Below are 22,081 nucleotides of genomic sequence, written 5' to 3' on the forward strand. Positions count from 1 at the left end.
CTACTCACCGCAGAATAATCCGACCGTCTTTAGGACTTACGACGAACAACTAATCTCCAAATGCTTGCCCCAATCCGGCGGTCGTTGCGCGTACTGCTCCATCCCCGCTTGTTCCTCAAACGGTCTGGTCAGCACGTCATGCAGCCGCCGCACTTCGCTGTAGTCGCCTGATTCGGCGGCGGCGATGGCGTTTTGGGCCAGGTAGTTGCGCAGGATATATAGCGGGTTGACCGCGTGCATGCGCTCACGGCGCTGTTCCTGGGTGTAATCCCCGTCCCGCGCCACGCGCGCCTTGTACTGCTCGGCCCAGGCGTCGAACCCGGCCAGGTCGACAAAGTCATCACGTAGCCGCGCCACGGCCAGAGCAGCGGGTTCATCTCCCAGGTGGCGCAAGAACAGCGTGTAGTCCACGCCGCTGTTCTGCATCAGCTTGAGCAAGCGCTCCACCAACTGCTGGTCGGCGTCTTCGGCGGTGGTCAGGCCCAGGCGGCGGCGCATCAAGTCCAGGTAGTGCGCCTGGTACAGCGGCAGGTACAGGCCGAGGGCTTCTTTCAGTGCGTCAACGCTGATTAACGGCGTGAGCGCCTGGGCCAAGGCGCTGAGGTTCCATTGCCCGATCGGCACCTGATTGCTGAAGGAGTAGCGGCCTTCATGATCGGAATGGTTGCAGATGAAGTGCGCGTCAAAATCATCGAGAAACGCGAAGGGCCCGAAGTCGAAGGTAATGCCCAGGATCGACATGTTGTCGGTGTTCATCACGCCGTGGCAAAAACCATAAGCCTGCCACTTGGCGATCATTTCGGCGTTGCGCTCGACGATCTCGCGGAACATCGCCAGGTAAGGCTCGGGTTGCTCGCGGCATTCGGGGTAGTGCAGGTTCAGCACGTGCTCGGCCAGTTCGGCCTGTTGCTCAGGCTTCTTGGTGTAATAGAAATATTCGAAGTGCCCGAAGCGAATATGGCTGTGGGCCAGGCGTAAAACCATCGCCCCGCGTTCCTGTTTCTCCCGCCATACCGGCGTGCTGGAGCCGATCACGCACAGGGCGCGGCTGGTGGGGATGCCCAGCGCATGCAGGGCTTCGGAGGCGAGGAATTCACGAATCGAAGAGCGCAACACCGCCCGCCCGTCGCCCATGCGCGAGTAAGGCGTCATCCCGGCGCCCTTGAGGTGCAAATCCCAATGCTCGCCGGCCTCGTTATAGACCTCGCCCAGCAGCAACCCGCGGCCATCGCCCAGTTGCGGCGTGTAGCCGCCGAATTGATGCCCGGAATACACCATCGCCCGTGGCTCGGCTTCGGCCCACAGTTTGTGGCCGCCAAACAGTTCGGCAAACACGGAGGTTTCGGCCACGGCCGGGTCGAGGTCGAGCAGCGCCATGGCGGCCTTGCTCGCTACCACCAGGCGCGGTTCGTCCAGGGGTTCGGGCAGAACGTGGGTTGAGAACGCATCGCCCAGGCGTGCGAAGCGATTGTCGAAGGTCAGTTCGTCGAGGGCTTTCACCGGCCATCTCCAGCAGAATGTCCGAGCATTCTGCTGGGGATAGGGCATTTAGTCGAGTTTGCTGGGTGGCGGCTCCGGCGCATCCACCACTTTGCCCGCAGGTGGCTCTGGGGCGTCGGGCTGGTCGACGGGCTGCACGATGGTCTTGCGCTCATCCTCGGCCGGCACCAGTTTGTATTCCTGGCCGTGGAGGTTTTTCAGGTAGATCTCCATCTGCCGGAACGAGATGTTGATGTGCTGTTTCTTGAACTCACGGTTGATAAAGCGGTTGACCTCGTCGAGCACCGGGTTGCGGTCGCCCAGGTCGCGCACGTGCATGCGCAGCTCGTGGTCCAGTGTGCTTTCGCCGAAGTTGAGGAAGTACACATGGGGTTCCGGTTCTTTCAGGACCCGAGGGTTTTCCCGAGCGGCTTTCAGTAACAGTTCCTTCACCAGGTCGAGGTCGGAGCCGTAGTCCACGCCGAGTTTGAGGGTCACCCGAGTGATGGTGTCGGTCAGCGACCAGTTGATCAACTGCCCGGTAATGAAGGTCTTGTTGGGGACAATGATGTCTTTATTGTCGAAGTCGGTAATGGTGGTGGCACGAATACGGATCTTGCTCACCGTACCCGACAGGTTGCCGATGGTAATGGTGTCGCCGATGCGCACCGGGCGTTCGAACAAAATCATGATGCCGGAGATGAAGTTGGCGAAGATCTCCTGCATGCCGAAACCCAGGCCCACCGACAGCGCGGCCACCAGCCATTGCAGCTTGTCCCAACTCACACCGAGGGTGGAAAGGGTGGTGACAAAGCCCACGCCGGCAATGATGTAGGACAGCAAGGTGGTGGTGGCGTAGGCGCTGCCTTGGGCCAGGTCGAGCTTGGACAGCACCAGCACTTCCAGCAGGCCGGGCAGGTTGCGCGCCAGGGCGAAGGTGATACCGATGATAATCGACGCGCCCAGCAGGTCGCCGATGCTGATGGGCACCATGCTGATATTCGCACCGGTACCGCTGGTGTATTCGTACAGCGTGACGTTGTCCAGGTAGGAAAATACCGAGATCAGGTCCGACCACACCCAATACAACGCCGCGATAAAGCCGCCGAGCAGGGCCAGGCGGATCAGGCGCATGGACTGTTCGTTGACCTGCTCGATGTCCAGGGTCGGCTCTTCGATCACCGCTTCGCCGTCACCGGCCTCCTTGGCTGCCTGGCGTTTGGCCAGGGCGCGGGCGTAGGCCAGGCGCCGTGCGGCAACACCCAGGCCGCGCACGAAGGTGGCTTCGATCACCAGCCAGAACATCAGCAGGTACAGGGTGTTGATCAGCCGGTCACTGAGTTTCAGCGCGGTGTAGTAATAGCCAAAGGACACGGCAATAAACAGCGCGATGGGCAGGGCGGTGAACACCACGCCGATTGCTTTGCGAAACAACGAGGCCTTTTCATGGGTTGGGCTGTTCAGCAGCAGGCGGCCCAGCAGCCAGGCCATCAGCCCGTAGCAGGTCAGCACCACGGCGATACCCAACACGTCGTCAGCCAGCGCGGCCGGTTGATGTTCGGCAATTGCGACCACGGCCACCAACGCCAGTACCACCAGCCCGAGCTTGCGTATCCAGCCTTGCAGGAATTCGACCTGCGGCCTCTCCCAGCGAAAGTGCAGCTCCGCCACGCCGCCCGGCGCGAGGATGCGGTAGGCGGTGTAGAACACCAGCCAGGCTTGGGCGATCTGCAGCAAGGCCGCGCCCAGGTTGGCGTTTTGCCCGCGGGCGTCGATCTGCAACGCGTAGCCGCACAGCGCCAGGCCCAGGGCCACGGGCATCGCCAGCAGGATGTTGATCAGGATGGCCTGCGGCGTATGCCACTGGCTGTCGCGCTTGAAGTGGCCGATGTCTTGGTGAACCTTTTTCAGGCGCACATACAGCGCATTGCGCCGCCACAGCAGCGCGCCGATCAGCAACAGCAACGGCAGGAACAGCAGCGGGCGTTGGGTCAGGCCGTCATACAGCTCACTGACGCTGGACGCCCAGGGCAGGGTGGTGACCTGTTTGCTCAGATGCGCCGGTACGGTTTCCAGCCATTCAGTGTCCAGCGGCTTGTTGCTGGGGATCCAGAACATTTGCTCATCGAGCGTGGCGCGCAGGGTGCTGGCGGTGCTGAGCAGTTGTTTCTGGTTCAGTTGCAGGGTGATGGATTCGTTGAGCAGTGCGCTCAGTTCGCGGCTCAGGCGTTCCAGCAGGTCGCTGCGGGTGATCGCCACTTCCAGCAGGGTGCGGCGCAGTTGCGGGGTGACTTCATCTGGCGGCTGGTTGGCCAGCAGGTTGTCCACATAGGCGCTGGGGGAGGTGATCAGCTCTCGCTGTTGGTTGACCTCGAACTGGTACAGGCGAATGTTGGCGATGTCGTCGGCCAGGTCTTTGTCCACGGTCAGACGCGGCAGGGCCTGCTTTTGTTTATAGAGAATCTTGGACAGCAGCAGGCTGCCCTTGAGCACGTTGATCTGCTCGTCCAGGGCCGAATCGCTTTGGGTCACGGTGTCCAGTTGCTGCTTGGTCTGCAGGTTTTTCTGGGTCAGGTCGTTGAGGCGGTCGGTGCTTTTGAGCAGGTAGTCGGACAGCTTCAGGTTGTCTGCGCTTTCCTTGGCCAGGATGCTGCTGCCCCCGGCTTTCTGCGCTTCGATGGACTGTTGGGTCACCGTCTGCTGGGACTGGGCCAGGCGTTTCTGGTTGATCAGGGTTTGCAGGTCCTGGATTTCCTGCTCCAGGCGTGCGGTTTTTTCCTGGATCAGGTCATGCTGGCTGTTGCCCAAATCTTGCAGCTGGCTGTTGCCGGCCAATTCCTGGCGGCGCAGGGGAATCAAGGCATTCAGGGCCGCCAGTTCGGCGTTGAGCTGGTTGCGCTGGTCGCTGCTGAGGGGCTTGCCGTTGTCTTTGCCAAGCTTGAGCGTCGCGTTGATTTGCTGGATGCGCGTCTGGCTGCTGCTGATTTCGGTCTGGGCGCGCTCGGGGCGGGTCTGGGCGGCGATGGTCAGGCTGTTGGCGTCGGCCAGCTCTTTTTGCAGGTCGCCTTGCTGGGTGCTGCGTTGCACCAATAACTGCTCAAGCTGCGGCACCGGCAGGCTGGCGTAGCGTTGGGCCACCGGAATGATTTTGGTGGCCTTGAGGCGCGCCAGCTCACGCTGGTTCTCATTGGTCTGACGCGGGGCCTCTTCCAGCTGGCGCTTGAGGTCGGCCAGGCGCTGCTCGTAGTCCTGCTGATTGCTCAGGTAGGTCAGGGTCTGTTGCAGGGTCGCCTGCAGCGCCTTCATGTCGGCGTCAGGCAGCTTGCGGTCGGGCAGTTTATCCAGACTTTGCTGGACGGCTTCGGCGCTGGGCGGGTCGGCGGCGTATACGCTGCCAACACAAAGGGTCAGGCCCAGCAGGGCAGTGGCGAGAAAAGTACGCAGGGTTGGCATAGAGACCGGTCTTGCAAAGTGAAGAATCGGGGCGTCGTTGTCCCGCAGTTTAGAGGAAGAGTCCGGGGCCCGGGCGACTTCCTTCGGGGAATCTGACGCCGACTTTGCCAATCTTGTTCCCGTCCATGACCGCGACGGTCCAGATGGTGTTGTTCCACTCCACCTGGTCGCCGACTACCGGTGCACCGCCCACCTTCTGGGTGATGAAACGGCTCAGCGGCATGTCCGGGTCGATACCCTCAAGCTTGAGCCCGTACAAGGCGGAAACCGCGCCCAGCTGGGCGTCGCCTTCGAGGACGAAGTCGCCGAAGAAGCGCAAATCGAGGCCCCGTTGCGGTGCCTGGCTGAACAGTTTGCCCAGAGCCGGCAGGTTGTGTTCGTGGCCGATCACACAGAGCAAATCGTCGACTTCCAGCACCGTACTACCCGACGGATGGAGCAGTTGCTGGCCACGAAACAGCGCGGCGATGCGCGTGCCTTCGGGCATTTTCAGCTCGCGCAGGGCCGCGCCGATGCACCATTTCTCGGCGCCGAGGCGGTAGACGAACAGCTCCCACTCGCTGGTGACGTGCACTTCCAGGGCCGCGCGGGAGATCGGTGCCGGGTCTGGCGGTACGGTGACTTTGAGCAACTTGGCCACCCACGGCAGGCTGGTGCCCTGCACCAACAGCGAGACCAGCACGATAAAGAACGCCAGGTTGAAGTACAGCTGTGCATGGGGCAGACCGGCCATCAGCGGGAACACCGCGAGGATGATCGGTACCGCGCCGCGCAGGCCGACCCAGGCGATAAAGGCCTTTTCGCGCCCGTGGAACGCTTTGAATGGCAGCAAGCCAACCATCACCGACAGCGGCCGGGCAAACAGGATCATCCACAGCGCCAGGCCCAGGGCGGGCAGGGCGATGGGCAGCAAATCGTGAGGCGTGACCAGTAGGCCCAGCACCAAGAACATCCCGATCTGCGCCAGCCAGGCCATGCCGTCGAGCATGTGCAAAATGCCATGGCGGCTGCGCACCGGGCGGTTGCCGATCACCAGCCCGCACAGGTACACGGCGAGGAAGCCGCTGCCGTGCAGGGCGTTGGTCAGGGCAAACACGAACAGGCCGCCGGCGATCACCAGGATCGGGTACAGGCCGTTGGCCAGGTTGATACGGTTGACCAGCTGCAACATCAGCCAGCCGCCACCCAGGCCTACCAGGCCACCGATGCCGAATTCGCGGATCAGGTGCGTGAGCAGGCTCCAGTGCAGGCCGGTCTGGCCGCTGGCGAGCATGTCGATCAGGGTGACGGTGAGGAACACCGCCATCGGATCGTTACTGCCCGATTCGATTTCCAGGCTGGCGCTGACCCGCTCGTTGAGGCCCTTGCCGCCCAGCAGTGAGAACACCGCCGCGGCGTCCGTGGAGCCGACAATGGCACCAATCAGCAGGCCCTGGATGATATTGAGGTCGAACAGCCAGGCCGCGGCCATGCCGGTGAGGCCGGTGGTAATCAACACCCCCACCGTGGCCAGGGACAATGCCGGCCACAGCGCCACGCGGAAACTCGCCACCCGGGTGCGCAAACCGCCGTCGAGCAGGATCACGGCGAGGGCGAGGTTGCCCACCAGGTAGGCGGTCGGGTAGTTATCGAAAATGATGCCACCGCCATCGACCCCGGCGGTCATGCCCACGGCCAGGATAATCACCAGGATGGGGATCCCCAGGCGTGACGAAAGCGAACTCACCAGAATGCTCGCAGTCACCAGCAACGCGCCGATCAAGAACAGGCTGTTGATGGTCGTCGCATTCAAAGGCAGTACTCCAGGGCAGGGGAAGACAGGACGCAAACTGACCATGCAGTCTGCGTGCCAGGGATTCTAACCTGTTGAATTGCTGCGCTGTCAAAAAGCTTTTGTGGCTGCGCATCGATCAAATGTGGGAGCTGGCTTGCCTGCGATTGCGGTGTGCCAGGCGCCAGGGGCGTTAGCTGATAGATTGCTATCGCAGGCAAGCCAGCTCCCACAGGGTATGCGGTGTGAGCAAAGGCTTATTTCAGAGGCGGAACCTTCCGACCATCCCGTTCAGGTCCACCGCCAACCGCGACAATTCGCCGCTCGCCGCACTGGTCTGGCTGGCGCCGGTGGCCGATTGCACCGACAGGTCACGGATATTCACCAGGTTGCGGTCCACTTCCCGCGCCACCTGGGCCTGTTCTTCCGCCGCGCTGGCGATCACCAGGTTGCGCTCGTTGATCTCCACAATCGCCGTGTTGATGGTGTCCAGCGACAGGCCCGCGCCTCGGGCAATGTTGAGTGTCGATTCGGCCCGCTCGGTGCTGTTACGCATCGAATCCACTGCATGTTCGGTACCCGTCTGGATACTGCCGATCATGCGTTCGATCTCGCTGGTGGACTGCTGGGTGCGATGGGCAAGGGCCCGTACTTCATCGGCCACCACGGCGAAACCACGTCCGGCTTCGCCGGCGCGCGCAGCTTCAATCGCTGCGTTCAGGGCCAGCAGGTTGGTCTGGTCAGCCAGGCCACGGATCACGTCCAGCACTTTGCCGATATCCCGCGATTCATTGGCCAGATCGCCAATCAGGGACGCTGTGGCCTGCACATCGGTACTCATGCGTTCGATGGCGCTAACGGTTTCCTGCACCAGGTCGCGGCCGTCGCCGGCAGAGGTGGTGGCGTTGCGCGAGGCTTCGGAGGTGCTCACCGCGTTGCGTGCGACTTCTTCCACCGCGCTGGTCATCTCGTTGACGGCAGTGGCGGCCTGTTCGATTTCGTTATTCTGCTGGGTCAGGCCACGGGCGCTTTCGTCGGTGACCGCATTCAGCTCTTCAGCGGCAGACGCCAGCTGGGTAGCGGAGCCGGCGATACGTTGCAGGGTGTCGCGCAGTTTGTGTTGCATCTTGGCCATGGCCGCGAGCAGGCGTCCGGCTTCGTCGTTGCCGTCCACGGTGATCGGGCGCGTCAGATTGCCTTCGGCCACTTCTTCGGCGGCTTCTAGCGCCTGTGCGATGGGCAGGGTGATGCTGCGTGTCAGCAGCCAGGCGAACAGCAAGGTCAGCGCCGTGGCAACCACCAGCAGGCCTACTACCAGGTCAAAGGCCATGTCGTATTGGTCTTTGGCGCGCTGGTTGGTGGCGTTGGCGTCGTCGTTATTGATATCCAGCAAGCGGGTCAAGACCGCATTGACCTGCTCGGAGTTGTCCAGCAACTCGGTGTTGAGCAGGCTGCGCAGCTCGTTGACCTGATTGGCGCGAGACAGGCTCTTCATGCGCTCTTCAATCTGGCGGTACTGACCCAGCAAGCGCACGTACTCGTTGTAAGCGTTGCGCTCTTCGGTGCTGGTGATCAGTTTTTCGTAGATGTCCTGGGCTGTGCGAATCTGCTGATTGCGCAGTTCGAAGGCTTCCAGGGTCTTTTGCTGTACATCTGGCTCGCGGTTGGTCAGCAAGCGGTACGACAGCACGCGCAGGCGCAGGGTCAGTTGGGTGAATTCATCCAGGGCGCGAATGCTGGGCACGCTGGCCGAGGTGATGTCTTCGGTGGCTGCACGAATTTTGCTCATCTGGTTCAGGGCGAACACACCGAGCAACAACATCAAGGCGCCAATAAACGCGAAGCCAAGGAAGGCCCTCGGGGCGATATTCATATTACGAAGAGACATGCTGGAGTCCTGGGGGAGGCGCTATCCATGCGGCCATGAGACGAGGTGTGCCCGCCTTATCGGCCCTGCGACTAAAGTCTTAAGGGGGCGCGCGCTTTTGTCGCATCGGACCAGGGGTTGGGTGAGTTCAGGAACCAGATCGGGTAAATGCAGTCACTAAGGCTCGAAAGTGCGGCCCGGCCTTGCAACATCGGGCTGCGCGGCCGGGGATAACCCTGGCATCCGAGGTGAATTTTCTTTATCGTCACCGCCCTTTTTAAACGCCCGAGAAATCAAAATGTTAGAAGCATCCCTCAGCCAATTGGAACAACTGGTCAGCGACCTCGTACAGCAGAATCAAGAACTGCTGGGCAGCAACGAATCCCTCAAGGCCGAGCTGGCCCGCGCCAAGGACGAAAACGACAGCCTGCAACTGAACCTGATGGAACAGGAAGAAAAGCACGGCGCCACCGCCGCCCGCATCCAGGCGCTGGTTGAGCGTGTAAGTGCAGGGCCTGTCAGCGCATGAGTGAGGGCATAAAGGTCGTTTCGATTCTCGGAGAGGATTACTCGATCAAGGCACCGGCCGGCGAAGATCAGACCCTGATGCATGCCGTGACCATGCTCAAGGCCTCCCTGGCGGTTACCAAGAAAAAGTACCCGACCCTGATCGGTGACAAGCTATTGGTACTGGCCGCGCTGAACCTGTGCGCCGAGCAGATTGAAATGCAACAGGCGCACCAGCAGGAACTCGACCGTTACCAAGAGCAAGTCAGCGCCACGGTCGATGTGATTTCCAAGGTGATCGGTCAGCCCTGAGGGCTAGAACCATTCCTCTTGCATGCCCAGGCACGTATCGTCGCGTGCCTCCAGAATCGCCAGTTCATGATGGCAGCTCGGTACTTCCCAGGTCAGGAAGTACCGGGCGGCCTGGAGCTTGCCCTTGTAGAAGGCGGCATCGGCCACGTCACCCTTGGCCAGCCCTTCTTCGGCGCGGACTGCCTGTTCCAGCCAGCGCCAGCCAATCACCGTGTGCCCGAACACTTTCAAGTACAGCGCCGAGTTCGCCAGGCTGCTGTTGACCTTGCCTTGGGCGAGATCGGTCAGCAGGCCAATCGTGACGCTTTGCAGCCGGTTTACCAGTTGCTCCAGAGGCTCTCGCAGTGCCGTGAGTGAAGCGTGCTTTTGCGCCCGGGCTCCGGTTTCGGCGATCAGGCGAATCAACTGCTTTAAACCGGCGCCGCCGTTCTGCGCCAATTTGCGCCCGAGCAGGTCCAGGGACTGGATGCCGTGGGTGCCTTCATGGATGGGGTTCAGGCGGTTGTCGCGGTAGTACTGCTCCACCGGGTATTCGCGGGTGTAGCCGTGGCCGCCGAGAATCTGGATCGCCAGCTCGTTGGCCTTGAGGCAGAACTCCGACGGCCAGGATTTGACGATGGGCGTGAGCAGGTCGAGCAGTTCGTGGGCTTGCTTGCGCTCGGTGTCGGTTTGCAGGGTGGTGGTGTCGTCGAATAGCCGCGCCGCGTAGAGTCCGAGGTCAAAGGCGCCTTCCACATAGGCTTTCTGGGTCAGTAGCATGCGCTTGATGTCGGCGTGCTGGATGATCGCCACCGGTGCGGTGCTCGGGTCTTTACTATCAGGCAGGCGCCCCTGGGGCCGTTCGCGGGCGTAGTCCAGGGAGTAGAGGTAGCCGGCGTAACCGAGCATCACCGCGCCCATGCCCACGCCGATGCGTGCCTCGTTCATCATCTGGAACATGCAGCTCAGCCCCTGGTGCGGCTTGCCCACCAGATAGCCGACACAGTTGCCGTTATCGCCAAAGTTAAGCGCCGTGGACGTGGTGCCGCGCCAGCCCATCTTGTGGAACAGCCCTGCCAGCAGCACATCGTTGCGAGCGCCCAGGCTGCCGTCCTCGTTGACCAGGAACTTGGGCACGATAAACAGCGAAATGCCCTTCACGCCTGCGGGAGCGTCCGGCAATTTTGCCAGCACCATATGCACGATGTTTTCCGACAGCGAATGGTCGCCACCGGAGATAAAGATCTTGTTGCCCTTGAGCCGATAACTGCCGTCAGCCGCGGGTTCTGCACGGGTACGAATGTCCGACAGGGAAGAACCGGCATGGGGCTCGGTCAGGGCCATGGTGCCGAAGAAGCGCCCGTCGATCATTGGCTGCAGGAAGCGTTGTTTCTGCTCCTCGGTGCCGAAGCTTTCGATCAGGTTGGCGGCGCCCATGGTCAGGAACGGGTAGGACGTCGAGGCGGCGTTGGCCGATTGGAAGTGCGCGAAACAGGCCTGGGACAACAGGGTCGGCAGTTGCATGCCACCTGCTTCAAAGCTACGTGCTGCGTTGAGGAAGCCGGCCTCCAGGAAGGAGTCTACGGCGGGTTTGACTTCCGGGATCAGGATCGCTTGGCCGTTCTCATAACGCGGTTCGTTTTCGTCGTTCTTGCGGTTGTGGGGGGCGAAGTACTTTTCGGCGATGCTGCGCGCCGTGCTGATTGCAGCGTCGAAAGTTTCGCGGTTGTGCTCGGCAAACCGCTCGCGCTGGGTCAGGCCCTCGGCATCGAGGACTTCATACAGCTCGAAAGCCAGATTGCGGGAACTGAGCAGCGTCTCGGACATGGCGGCGTACCTTTGAAGGAATTGGCCTGAGTCTAAGTGCGGGAATGGAGGGTGGGTAGCAAGATTGATTTAAGTGATAGAAGGGCAGAACGCTGGCGAGGCATCGAGATCGTTCCCACGCTCTGCGTGGGAACGCCTCTTTTGACGCTCCGCGTCACGCTTCTGGACGCAGAGCGTCCTTAAGCTGCATTCCCACGCGGAGCGTGGGAACGATCAGCCGCGATCAGCCGCGGTGTGTCAGTTAGCCGATGGTCATCAGGCTGGCGTTACCACCCGCCGCGGCGGTGTTTACGCTCAACGCACGCTCGATCACCAGGCGCTCCAGGGCAATCGCGGTCTCACCTTGAGACATGCCATGCACCCCGACAATCGCCCCACCGCGCTGCGCCACTTGCTGGCACACCGCACGCAGTTGGTCGGAATCACCGTGATGCAGCACGGCGTCAAACACCACGTCGTCCTTGGTCCAGTCAGCCACGCGCTTGATCTTCGCCTGAATCTCTTTAGGCAGGCGTGGGAACAAGGCCTTGGTCAGCTCGGTTTCCGGCCATACCGCCGAACCACCGACGGCCAATACCGCCGCCAGTTGGGTCAGCAGGTCGCCTTCCACTTCGGCCAGGCACAGTACGTGCTCGCGCGGCAGGATGGCGTAGCTGTTGCGCTCGCCGGTCGGGCCGGCCAGTTGGCGGGTGATACCGCTTTGCGACTGGGCGGCGAACTGCGTGCACAGGGCGCTCAGTTCACTGAACTTATTGCCGTCGGCCCAGGTTTTCAGGGCGGTCAGCGATTGGCTCATGGCATCACGCAGGCGCACATCCGGCGCGGCCAACTTGTCGCCGCGTACGAAGGATTGCTCGATTGCATCGGTAGGACGAGTCGACAACAAGCGGTACAGGTACAGCGGGCCACCGGCTTTCGGGCCAGTGCCCGACAGGCCTTCGCCGCCGAACGGCTGCACGCCGACCACGGCGCCAACAATGTTGCGGTTGACGTAGACGTTACCGGCATTGACGTTGTCGATCACCTTGGCGATGGTCTCGTCGATGCGCGTGTGCACGCCCAGGGTCAGGCCGTAGCCGGAAGCGTTGATCTGGCCGATGAGCTGGTCGATCTCTTTGCGCTTGTAGCGCACTACGTGCAGCACCGGGCCGAAGATCTCGCGTTGCAGTTCGTCGAAGCTTTCCAGCTCGATCAGGGTCGGCATCACGAAGGTGCCGCGCTTGATCTCTTCACCGTCGGCAATCGCCACCTGGTAAACGTTGCGGCCTTTGTCGCGCATGGCCTGGATGTGTTTCTCGATACCGGCCTTGGCTTCGGCGTCAATCACCGGGCCAATGTCCACCGACAGGCGTTCCGGGTTGCCCAGGCGGCATTCAGCCATGGCGCCCTTGAGCATTTCGACCACACGGTCTGCCGAATCTTCCTGCAGGCACAGTACGCGCAGTGCCGAGCAACGTTGACCGGCGCTGTCGAAGGCCGACGACACGACGTCGATCACCACTTGTTCGGTCAGCGCCGAGGAATCGACGATCATCGCGTTCTGGCCACCGGTTTCGGCGATCAGTGGAATCGGGCGACCCTGGGCATCCAGGCGACCGGCGACATTGCGTTGCAGCAGGCGCGCCACTTCGGTGGAACCGGTGAACATCACGCCTTTGACGCGATCATCACCCACCAGACGGGCACCGACGCTTTCGCCCTGGCCTGGCAGCAATTGCAGCACGCCTTCCGGAATACCGGCTTCAAGCAGAATACGTACGGCCTGGGCAGCCACCAGCGGCGTCTGCTCGGCAGGCTTGGCCAGCACCGGGTTACCAGCAGCCAGCGCTGCAGCTACCTGGCCGCTGAAGATGGCGAGCGGGAAGTTCCACGGGCTGATGCACACCACCGGGCCCAATGGGCGGTGGGCGTCATTGGTAAAGTCGTTGCGCGCCTGCACCGCGTAGTAACGCAGGAAGTCCACGGCTTCACGCACTTCGGCGATGGCGTTGGCGAAGGTCTTGCCGGCTTCACGGGCCAGCAAGCCCATCAGCGGCTGGATCTCGCCTTCCATCAGGTCGGCGGCGCGTTCCAGGATGGCAGCACGTTCGGCGGGCGGGGTGGCCTGCCAGATCGGCGCGGCGCTGATGGCGCACTGGATGGCGTTGTCGACGTCTTCGACGGTGGCTTCCTGTACCTGGCCGACCACGTCACGCAGGTCGGATGGGTTCAGAACCGGTTGTGCCGCTTCATTGCTGGCGGCGCAACCGAGCATCGGCGCGGCTTTCCAGTTGTTGTGAGCAGTGGCCAGCAGGGCGCAGGACAACGAGGCCAGGCGATGTTCGTTGGCCAGGTCGATACCGGCCGAGTTGGCGCGGTCGCTGCCGTACAGGTCACGCGGCAAAGGGATGCGCGGGTGCGGCAGGCCGAAACCGCCTTCCTGGGTTGCCATTTGCTCGATGCTGGCCACCGGGTCGGCTACCAGTTCCTGGATCGAGATGGACTGGTCAGCGATGCGGTTGACGAACGAGGTGTTGGCGCCGTTTTCCAGCAGGCGGCGTACCAGGTAGGCCAGCAGCGTTTCGTGGGTACCGACCGGCGCGTACACACGGCACGGACGGTTCAACTTACCTTCGGAAACCTTGCCTACAACCTGTTCGTACAGCGGTTCACCCATGCCGTGCAGGCACTGGAACTCGTACTGGCCGGGGTAATAGTTCTGACCGGCGATGTGGTAGATAGCCGACAGGGTGTGGGCGTTGTGCGTGGCGAACTGCGGGTAGATGACTTCCGGCACCGACAGCAGTTTGCGCGCGCAGGCAATGTAGGAAACGTCGGTGTACACCTTACGGGTGTACACCGGGTAGCCTTCCAGGCCTTCGACCTGGGCGCGCTTGATTTCGCTGTCCCAGTACGCGCCTTTTACCAGGCGGATCATCAGGCGATGGCGGCTGCGGCGGGCCAGGTCGATGACGTAGTCGATCACATACGGGCAACGCTTCTGGTACGCCTGGATCACAAAGCCGATGCCGTTCCAGCCAGTCAATTGCGGCTCGAAGCACAGGCGCTCGAGCAGGTCCAGGGACAGCTCCAGGCGGTCGGCTTCTTCGGCGTCGATGTTCAGGCCGATGTCGTACTGCTTGGCCAGCAAGGTCAGCGACAGCAGGCGCGGGTACAACTCGTCCATCACACGCTCGTACTGCGCACGGCTGTAGCGCGGGTGCAGGGCGGAGAGCTTGATGGAGATGCCCGGGCCTTCATAGATCCCACGGCCATGGGAGGCTTTGCCGATGGAATGAATGGCTTGTTCGTACGAGGCCAGGTACTTCTGGGCGTCGTGTTCGGTGAGGGCGGCTTCACCGAGCATGTCGTAGGAATAGCGGAAGCCCTTGGCTTCGAACTTGCTCGCATTGGCCAGGGCTTCGGCGATGGTTTCGCCGGTGACGAACTGCTCGCCCATCAGGCGCATGGCCATGTCGACGCCCTTGCGGATCATCGGCTCGCCGCTCTTGCCGATGATGCGGCTCAGGGACGAGGTCAGGCCCGCTTCGTTGTGGGTCGACACCAGCTTGCCAGTCAGCAGCAGGCCCCAGGTGGCGGCGTTGACGAACAGCGAAGGGCTGTTGCCCAGGTGTGGCTGCCAGTTGCCGGTGCTGATCTTGTCGCGGATCAGCGCATCGCGGGTGCCTTTGTCCGGGATACGCAGCAGCGCTTCGGCCAGGCACATCAGCGCCACGCCTTCCTGGGACGACAGGGAGAATTCTTGCAGCAGGCCCTGAACAATACCGGCACGGCCGCCGGCACTCTTCTGATTGCGCAGTTTTTCGGCAATGCTCGCGGCCAGCTTGTTGGTGGCTTCGGCCATCGGCGCCGGCAGGCGCGCCTGTTCGATCAGCATCGGCACCACTTCCGGCTCGGGGCGACGGTAAGCGGCGGTGATTGCGGCACGCAATACCGATTGCGGCAGGATGCTCTCGGCGAACTCAAGGAAGCACTGGTGGGCGTGGTCGGCCTGGACCTCGCCGGCATCATCGGCCTCCTTGCTGCTCAAGCCATTGAGCTCGGACAGGGTTGCACCACCCTCGAGTTTCTCCAGGTAATTGAAAATCGCCTGCTTGATCAGCCAGTGCGGCGTACGATCAATGGAGGTCGCGGCGGCCTTCAGGCGTTCGCGGGTCGGGTCGTCGAGTTTGACCCCAAGGGTGGTCGTTGCCATTTTTTTATCCTCATGGGTGCCACTACCGAGTGGCATCTGCTGGCGGCAAGATTAGCTTTGCCCATCCCGAGGTGCAACCGGGTGCAACCCTTTTGTTGGTTAAATGTTCGACGCTTGATCGGAAAAAAATAAACAGGCGACCGAATCCGCTCCGCGCTGGTGCATTTGCTTCTGAGATCGGCTGTTCTTGCTCCGAAAAGGAGCAAAAAAAGCGCGTTTGTCCTAAAACATACTTGGGTGCAACTTAATCGGCAGAAACTGGTTGCACCTTATTTGCTTTGTTGAATAGCATTCGCGCACCAAGGTGCAACCAACCCTCAGGGTGGGTTCATCGGCTGGCGGCTTTCCTGGGGAAACGCCAGTCATAAATGCGCGGCATGCAGGTTCGTCTATCCGGTTATCCACGGGTGGCCGTCCCCATGACCGTCGCTACATAAAAACAAAGCCAGGGCGTCACTCCTATGAGCGTTAGCAATCCAACCCTGATCACGTTCGTGATCTACATCGCAGCAATGGTGCTGATCGGCCTGATGGCCTATCGCTCCACCAACAACCTTTCCGATTACATCCTGGGCGGTCGCAGCCTCGGTAGCGTGGTGACAGCCTTGTCCGCCGGTGCTTCCGACATGAGTGGCTGGCTGTTGATGGGCTTGCCGGGCGCGATCTACATGTCCGGTCTGTCGGAAAGCTGGATTGCCATCGGCCTGATCGTCGGTGCTTACCTCAACTGGTTGTTCGTGGCCGGCCGCCTGCGGGTGCAGACCGAACACAACGGCGACGCCCTGACCCTGCCGGATTACTTCTCCAGCCGCTTCGAAGATAAGAGCGGCCTGCTGCGGATCATCTCCGCCGTGGTGATCCTGGTGTTCTTCACCATCTACTGCGCCTCCGGCATCGTCGCCGGCGCCCGCCTGTTCGAAAGCACCTTCGGCATGTCCTACGAGACCGCGCTGTGGGCCGGTGCTGCAGCGACCATTGCCTACACCTTCATCGGTGGTTTCCTGGCAGTCAGCTGGACCGACACCGTACAAGCCACGCTGATGATCTTCGCGCTGATCCTTACGCCGATCATCGTGCTGCTGGCCACCGGCGGCGTAGACACCACCTTCCTGGCCATTGAAGCCAAGGACCCGACCAGCTTCGACATGCTGAAAAACACCACCTTCATCGGCGTTATTTCGCTGATGGGCTGGGGCCTGGGCTACTTCGGCCAACCGCACATCCTTGCGCGTTTCATGGCGGCGGACTCGGTTAAGTCGATCGCCAAGGCGCGTCGTATTTCCATGACCTGGATGATCCTGTGCCTGGGCGGCACCGTGGCAGTGGGCTTCTTCGGTATCGCTTACTTCTCGGCACACCCGGAAGTAGCAGGCCCGGTGACTGAAAACCCAGAGCGTGTGTTTATCGAACTGGCCAAAATCCTGTTCAACCCATGGGTTGCCGGTGTGTTGCTGTCGGCCATTCTGGCGGCTGTGATGAGCACCCTGAGCTGCCAATTGCTGGTGTGCTCCAGCGCCCTGACCGAAGACTTCTACAAGGCGTTCCTGCGCAAGGGCGCGTCCCAGCGTGAACTGGTATGGGTCGGTCGCCTGATGGTGCTGGTCGTGGCCTTGATCGCCATCGCCATGGCAGCCAACCCGGAAAACCGCGTACTGGGCCTGGTCAGCTACGCCTGGGCCGGTTTCGGTGCAGCCTTCGGCCCTGTGGTACTGATCTCGGTAATCTGGAAACACATGACCCGCAACGGCGCGCTGGCCGGCATCCTGGTCGGCGCAATCACCGTGATCGTGTGGAAGCACTTCGAATTGCTGGGCCTGTACGAAATCATCCCAGGCTTCATCTTCGCCAGCCTGGCGATCTACTTCGTGAGCAAGATGGGCGCACCGACGGTGGGTATGGTCGAGCGTTTTGACGCGGCGGAAAAAGATTACAACTTGAACAAGTAATTCGCTGGGCGTTTAACGCCTGCTGAGCGAACAAGAAAGGCCCACGTCCGAAGGACGCTGGGCCTTTTTTTGCTGGGCTGATTGGTGCAATAGCCGCCGATGCCCGTGGATTCCAGCGGTGCTCACGTAGGACCTTACTTATTTGCCGAGGCAGCGCTCGGCCAGGCGAACGGCTGGTGCAGAATCGGCCGCCCACCCTTCGCAGAGAAACACCGGATGTTCGCTCCTGCCAACCAACCCGCATTTACCCTGGCCCTGGATGGGTCGCCCAGTGACTTCAAGGTGTTCGCGTTCAACGGCACCGAGGCCATCAGCCAGCCTTACCGGTTTGAACTTGAGCTGGTCTGCGAGCAACCGGATATCGATCTGGAGGGCTTGCTGCATCGCCAGGTGTACTTGGGCTTCGATGATCAGGGGCATGGCGTTCATGGCCTGGTGTATCGGGTAGCCCAGGGCGACTCGGGCCGGCGCTTGACGCGTTACCAACTCAGTCTTGCGCCGCATTTGGCGTACCTGGCGTACAGCAGCCATCAGCGTATTTTTCAGCATAAGACGGTGCCGCAGATTGTTGCTCAGGTGCTGGCCGGGCAGGGGATTCACAGTGACCGCTTTGAGTTCCGGTTGAGCGGTGATTACCCGGAGCGTGAATATTGCGTGCAGTTCGGCGAGAGCGACCTGGCGTTCATTCAGCGCCTGTGTGCCGAGCTGGGGATTCACTATCACTTCCAGCATTCCCCCGAAGGGCATCTGCTGGTGTTTGGCGATGACCAGACGGTGTTTGCCCAGATGGATCAGCCCACGCCTTACCGGCCAGGTTCGGGAATGGTGGCCGATACCCCTGGGATCAAGCGCTTCACCTTGCAATTGGCGACCCGGACCACGGCGTTGAACCTGCGCGATTACGACTTTCGCAAACCCCATGTCGAGCTGGAAAGCGCAGCCGTCGATGAGTCTTTGCCCAAGCTTGAAGCGCAGCACTACCCCGGCAATTTTTCCGACCGAGCCCATGGCCGATACCTCGCCCAGCGTGGCTTGGAGCGGCACCGCAGCGACTACCGCAGTGCCCATGGCCAGGGCGATGAGCCGGCATTGGCCAGTGGCCGGTTTTTGCAGTTGCGCGAGCACCCCCGCGAGGACTGGAATGATTTGTGGCTGGTGACGCAGGTGCGCCATGAAGGCAAACAACCCCAGGTGCTGGAGGAGGCGGTTACCGAGGAAGAGGGTGGGGAGCTGCGCCAGGGGTATCGCAACACATTTGTCGCCGCGCCATGGGAGGCGGTGTTTCGTCCGCCTTTGCCGGAGCCGCCGCGCCCGACGGTATCGGGGTATCAAAGCGCGGTGGTTACCGGCCCGGTTGACAGTGAGGTCCACTGTGACGAGTACGGCCGGGTCAAGGTGCAACTGGCCTGGGATCGTGTCGGTGAGCACAACGACCATTCCAGTTGCTGGCTGCGGGTAGCCAGCGGCTGGGCCCATGACCGTTATGGCGTGGTGCTGATCCCCCGGGTCGGTATGGAGGTGCTGGTGGGGTTCGTCAATGGCGACATGGACATGCCGCTGGTGGTGGGGTGCCTGCCCAACGCCGCCACGCCAGTGCCCCTCGACCTGCCCGCAGACAAGACCCGCAGTCTCTGGCGTAGCCAGAGCAGCCCTGGCGGTGGTGGCTACAACGAACTGCGTATCGAGGACCGCAAGGGCGCTGAGGAAATCTACCTGCGCGCCCAGCGGGACTGGACCCAGCATGTGTTGCACGACCAGCAGGTACAGGTCGATAACCAGCGTCGCGTGCAGGTGGGCGGCGAGTCGCGCCATGAGCTGCGGGGCGAAGAGCAGCGCATCACCCACGGCAACCGTTTGACGCAGCTCAAGCAGGATGACCATCTGGTGGTTGGCGGTTCGCAGCACATGCGTGCCGGGCAGACCATTGCGTTGGGGGCCGGACAAAACATCATTATTGATGCGGGTGCCAGCGTGACGATCCAGGCGGGTGGGCAGTCGATCACGTTGTCAGCGGGCGGGATATTCAGCAGTGTGCCGATCCAGCTCGGCAGCGCGCCTGCTCCGACACCTGCACCGTTGATGCCTGGATTGAACGAGACTTTATTGACCGTGGTTCCCGCGCCGTTAAGCCGTGCACAAGTGTTCAGCCTCAAACGCAGCGCGCCGTTCTGCGAAGAATGCGAGCGCTGCAAGAACGGCCAGTGTGACATCGGCGCCCATGCACGGAGTGCGTCCTGATGCCCGCGCCCTTGACGCCCAATGCCTGGCTGGCGCACTACCCGTTGCAGCCAGATGAACAGCTGTACGCCGTGCTGGGCAATGCCAGCGACGCCAAGCCGCTCGCCGCCTGGCAAGCCACGGCTGCGGGGAAGATGCCGCGACCGATCTGGGTGGGCACGGCCTACGCCGACTGGGATGAGGTCATGCCCTACGTTGGCGTCGTTGAGCCGAGCAGTGCTTTTCTCGAGTGGATAGCCACCACCCAAGCGGCGGATTGGGGCTGGCTGGCGGTCTCATCCAGCCCGCTGGAGGTGGTGATCGCGCATTTGAAGGGGTTGACCCAGGTGTACCTGCCGGAAAGCCAGCCGGTGTTTTTGCGCTTCTGGGACGGCGCGCACCTTTTGCCGATGTTGCAGTCATTAGGCGACGAGGCGGCGCGCGTGTTGCCGGTGTTCCAGCGCTACCTGGTCAACGGCCAACCGCTGTCGGTGGCGCCCAAATCAGTCACTGCGGCCCCAACCAGCCCGTGGTGGCAGGTACCGGCATCGTTGCTGATGCATATGGCCCAGCAGTCACCGCAGGTGCTGGTCGACAACCTGTTGCAATGGCTCCAGGAACAGCGCCCTGACCTCTATACCGCGTTTACGCCAGCGACCTTGCAGCACAAGGTCGCCTACTTCGTACGCAGGCCGCAAGTCAGCCATGGCGCATTGGCTGATTACCTTGCCTCGCAACTCAGTTGAGCCCCTGGCAATAGCGTGACATCCGTGCCGCCTGCCGTGCGGCCCTGCACCTTTGCGTCGGTAGGAGGTAAACTTCGCCCCCTGCGCAGGAGCAACCATGAATTATCGTCACGCCTTTCACGCCGGCAACCACGCCGATGTCTTCAAACACCTGACCTTGACCCGCCTCATCGCCCTGATGTCGCGCAAGGAACAGCCGTTCGCCTACCTCGACACTCACGCAGGCATTGGCTTTTACGACTTGCAGGGCGACCAGGCCAACCGCACCGGTGAGTACCTGGAAGGCATAGCCCGCCTGTGGGGCGCAAGCGACCTGCCTCCGCTCACCGCCGACTACATGCGCGTGCTGCACGAGATGAACCCGGATGGCCAGTTGCGCTACTACCCGGGCTCGCCGGAACTGGCGCGCCGCCTCACACGGCCCCAGGACCGTGTGCTGCTCAATGAGAAGCACCCGGAAGATGGCGTGCTGCTCAAGGACAACATGAAGGGTGATCGCCGCGTCAAAGTGCATCTGGGCGAGGGCTGGCATGTGCCACGGGCCTTGCTGCCGGTGCCGGAAAAGCGCGGGCTGATGCTGATCGACCCGCCGTTTGAAAAACTCGACGAAATGCAGCGTTGCGCGGCGTCCCTCAAGGAAGCCGTCAGCCGTATGCGCCAGACGGTCGCGGCGATCTGGTACCCGGTGAAAGACCAGCGCATGTTGCGCCGTTTCTACCAGGACCTGGCCGGTACCGGTGCGCCGAAGCTGCTGCGTGTGGAGTTGCTGGTGCATCCGCTGGACACGCCCAACACCCTCACCGGCTCGGGCCTGGCGATTGCCAACCCGCCGTGGGGCCTGGAAGAGGAATTGCGTGAGTTGCTGCCATGGTTGTCCAAGCAACTGGGCCAGACCCAGGGTGGCTGGCAGATGGATTGGCTCATCGCCGAATAACCCACTTTCCGGCCAAACACAAACCAATGTGGGAGGGGGCTTGCCCCCGATTGCTGGGTATCAGCCACTACATCCGTAACTGACACTCCGCTATCGGGGGCAAGCCCCCTCCCACATTTGGTTTTATGTTGACCTTAGATCGGGCAGGTCACGCCAGTGCCGCCGATCCCACAGTAACCCTGGGGATTCTTCGCCAGGTACTGCTGGTGATACGCCTCGGCGAAGTACACCGTCGGGGCCTCTTCGATTTCTGTGGTGATCTCACCCAGGCCGGCCTTGCTCAGCTCTTGCTGATAAGCCTCGGCACTGGCTTTGGCCGCCGCCAATTGCTCCGGCGTGGTGGCGTAGATCACCGAGCGGTACTGGCTGCCGATGTCGTTGCCCTGGCGCATGCCCTGGGTCGGGTTGTGCAGTTCCCAGAACATCTTCAACAGGTCTTCGTATTTCACCTTGGCCTGGTCATACACCACCAGCACCACTTCGCTATGGCCGGTCAGGCCCGAGCAGACTTCTTCGTAAGTCGGGTTAGGCGTGAAGCCGCCGGCGTAGCCGACCACGGTGCTGACCACGCCGTCGCGTTGCCAGAACTTGCGTTCCGCGCCCCAGAAGCAGCCCAGGCCGAAGATCGCAAAGCCGACGTCATCCAGGAACGGGCCCAGCAGTGGGTTGCCGTTGACGAAGTGCGTTTCCGGTAACTTCATCGGGGTTTCACGACCAGGCAACGCTTGTTCTTGAGTAGGCAGCACGTTTTTGTTCACCAGAATTTCCGAGCGCAAGACCATGATCAGTCCTCTCGTCAGGTTGAGTAACAGTAAATTGTCAGACAGCCAGTGTGCCCGAGTGTTACA

At 61.7% G+C, this 22,081-nt stretch carries 13 protein-coding genes and 1 pseudogene; 6 read left to right on the forward strand and 8 right to left on the reverse strand.

What is annotated here, in order from left to right:
* Positions 1-36: 36 nt before the first annotated feature.
* The 5 genes and pseudogenes from selO to GH769_RS29530 form a co-directional block, all read right to left on the reverse strand.
* Positions 37-1,500 (reverse strand): protein adenylyltransferase SelO, encoded by a 1,464-nt coding sequence (selO, locus tag GH769_RS27220; RefSeq protein WP_032904073.1) that lies wholly within the window; start codon positions 1,498-1,500, stop codon positions 37-39.
* A 48-nt stretch (positions 1,501-1,548) separates the two neighbouring features.
* On the reverse strand, positions 1,549-4,932 hold the full coding sequence (gene mscK, locus GH769_RS27225; protein ID WP_153649947.1) for a mechanosensitive channel MscK: 3,384 nt from the start codon (positions 4,930-4,932) through the stop codon (positions 1,549-1,551).
* 49 nt (positions 4,933-4,981) lie between these two features.
* Positions 4,982-6,724, reverse strand: a complete 1,743-nt coding sequence (locus GH769_RS27230; RefSeq protein ID WP_014716612.1) for a potassium/proton antiporter — start codon at positions 6,722-6,724, stop codon at positions 4,982-4,984.
* 241 nt (positions 6,725-6,965) lie between these two features.
* A complete protein-coding gene (locus GH769_RS29525; protein ID WP_370694794.1) occupies positions 6,966-7,838 on the reverse strand; it encodes a methyl-accepting chemotaxis protein in 873 nt (290 codons plus the stop codon).
* Positions 7,821-8,591 (reverse strand): annotated as a pseudogene (locus GH769_RS29530) (MCP four helix bundle domain-containing protein); the annotation flags it as partial. The pseudogene GH769_RS29530 and the gene GH769_RS29525, both read right to left, overlap by 18 nt.
* A gap of 277 nt (positions 8,592-8,868) precedes the next feature.
* Between GH769_RS29530 and GH769_RS27240 the strand changes: the two are divergent.
* On the forward strand, positions 8,869-9,099 hold the full coding sequence (locus GH769_RS27240; RefSeq protein ID WP_003187970.1) for a hypothetical protein: 231 nt from the start codon (positions 8,869-8,871) through the stop codon (positions 9,097-9,099).
* Positions 9,096-9,389 carry a cell division protein ZapA gene (locus GH769_RS27245; protein WP_003187971.1) on the forward strand — a complete coding sequence of 98 codons (294 nt, stop codon included), beginning with the start codon at positions 9,096-9,098 and terminating at the stop codon, positions 9,387-9,389. The genes GH769_RS27240 and GH769_RS27245 overlap by 4 nt, the downstream gene beginning before the upstream one ends.
* 3 nt (positions 9,390-9,392) lie before the next feature.
* Here the strand turns inward: GH769_RS27245 and GH769_RS27250 are convergent, their stop codons facing one another.
* Positions 9,393-11,195, reverse strand: a complete 1,803-nt coding sequence (locus tag GH769_RS27250; RefSeq protein ID WP_032904070.1) for an acyl-CoA dehydrogenase — start codon at positions 11,193-11,195, stop codon at positions 9,393-9,395.
* Positions 11,196-11,436: 241 nt separating this feature from the next.
* Positions 11,437-15,390 carry a trifunctional transcriptional regulator/proline dehydrogenase/L-glutamate gamma-semialdehyde dehydrogenase gene (gene putA / locus GH769_RS27255; protein ID WP_032893907.1) on the reverse strand — a complete coding sequence of 1,318 codons (3,954 nt, stop codon included), beginning with the start codon at positions 15,388-15,390 and terminating at the stop codon, positions 11,437-11,439.
* A gap of 461 nt (positions 15,391-15,851) precedes the next feature.
* Between putA and putP the strand changes: the two genes are divergently transcribed.
* From putP to GH769_RS27275, 4 genes are all read left to right on the forward strand, one after another.
* Complete coding sequence (gene putP / locus GH769_RS27260; RefSeq protein WP_014716616.1) at positions 15,852-17,336, forward strand: sodium/proline symporter PutP; 1,485 nt, start codon at positions 15,852-15,854, stop codon at positions 17,334-17,336.
* Between the two features lie 216 nt (positions 17,337-17,552).
* Positions 17,553-19,574 (forward strand): type VI secretion system tip protein TssI/VgrG, encoded by a 2,022-nt coding sequence (gene tssI / locus GH769_RS27265; protein WP_032904069.1) that lies wholly within the window; start codon positions 17,553-17,555, stop codon positions 19,572-19,574.
* Positions 19,574-20,299 (forward strand): DUF4123 domain-containing protein, encoded by a 726-nt coding sequence (locus GH769_RS27270; protein WP_014716618.1) that lies wholly within the window; start codon positions 19,574-19,576, stop codon positions 20,297-20,299. Before tssI ends, GH769_RS27270 begins: the two co-directional genes overlap by 1 nt.
* Positions 20,300-20,396: 97 nt before the next feature.
* Positions 20,397-21,233 carry a 23S rRNA (adenine(2030)-N(6))-methyltransferase RlmJ gene (locus GH769_RS27275; protein ID WP_032904068.1) on the forward strand — a complete coding sequence of 279 codons (837 nt, stop codon included), beginning with the start codon at positions 20,397-20,399 and terminating at the stop codon, positions 21,231-21,233.
* A 134-nt stretch (positions 21,234-21,367) separates the two neighbouring features.
* Here the strand turns inward: GH769_RS27275 and msrA are convergent, their stop codons facing one another.
* A complete protein-coding gene (gene msrA, locus GH769_RS27280) occupies positions 21,368-22,015 on the reverse strand; it encodes a peptide-methionine (S)-S-oxide reductase MsrA (protein ID WP_014716620.1) in 648 nt (215 codons plus the stop codon).
* Positions 22,016-22,081: the final 66 nt, after the last annotated feature.

This window comes from Pseudomonas sp. CFSAN084952, from assembly GCF_009648855.1.
Taxonomy (GTDB): domain Bacteria; phylum Pseudomonadota; class Gammaproteobacteria; order Pseudomonadales; family Pseudomonadaceae; genus Aquipseudomonas; species Aquipseudomonas paracarnis.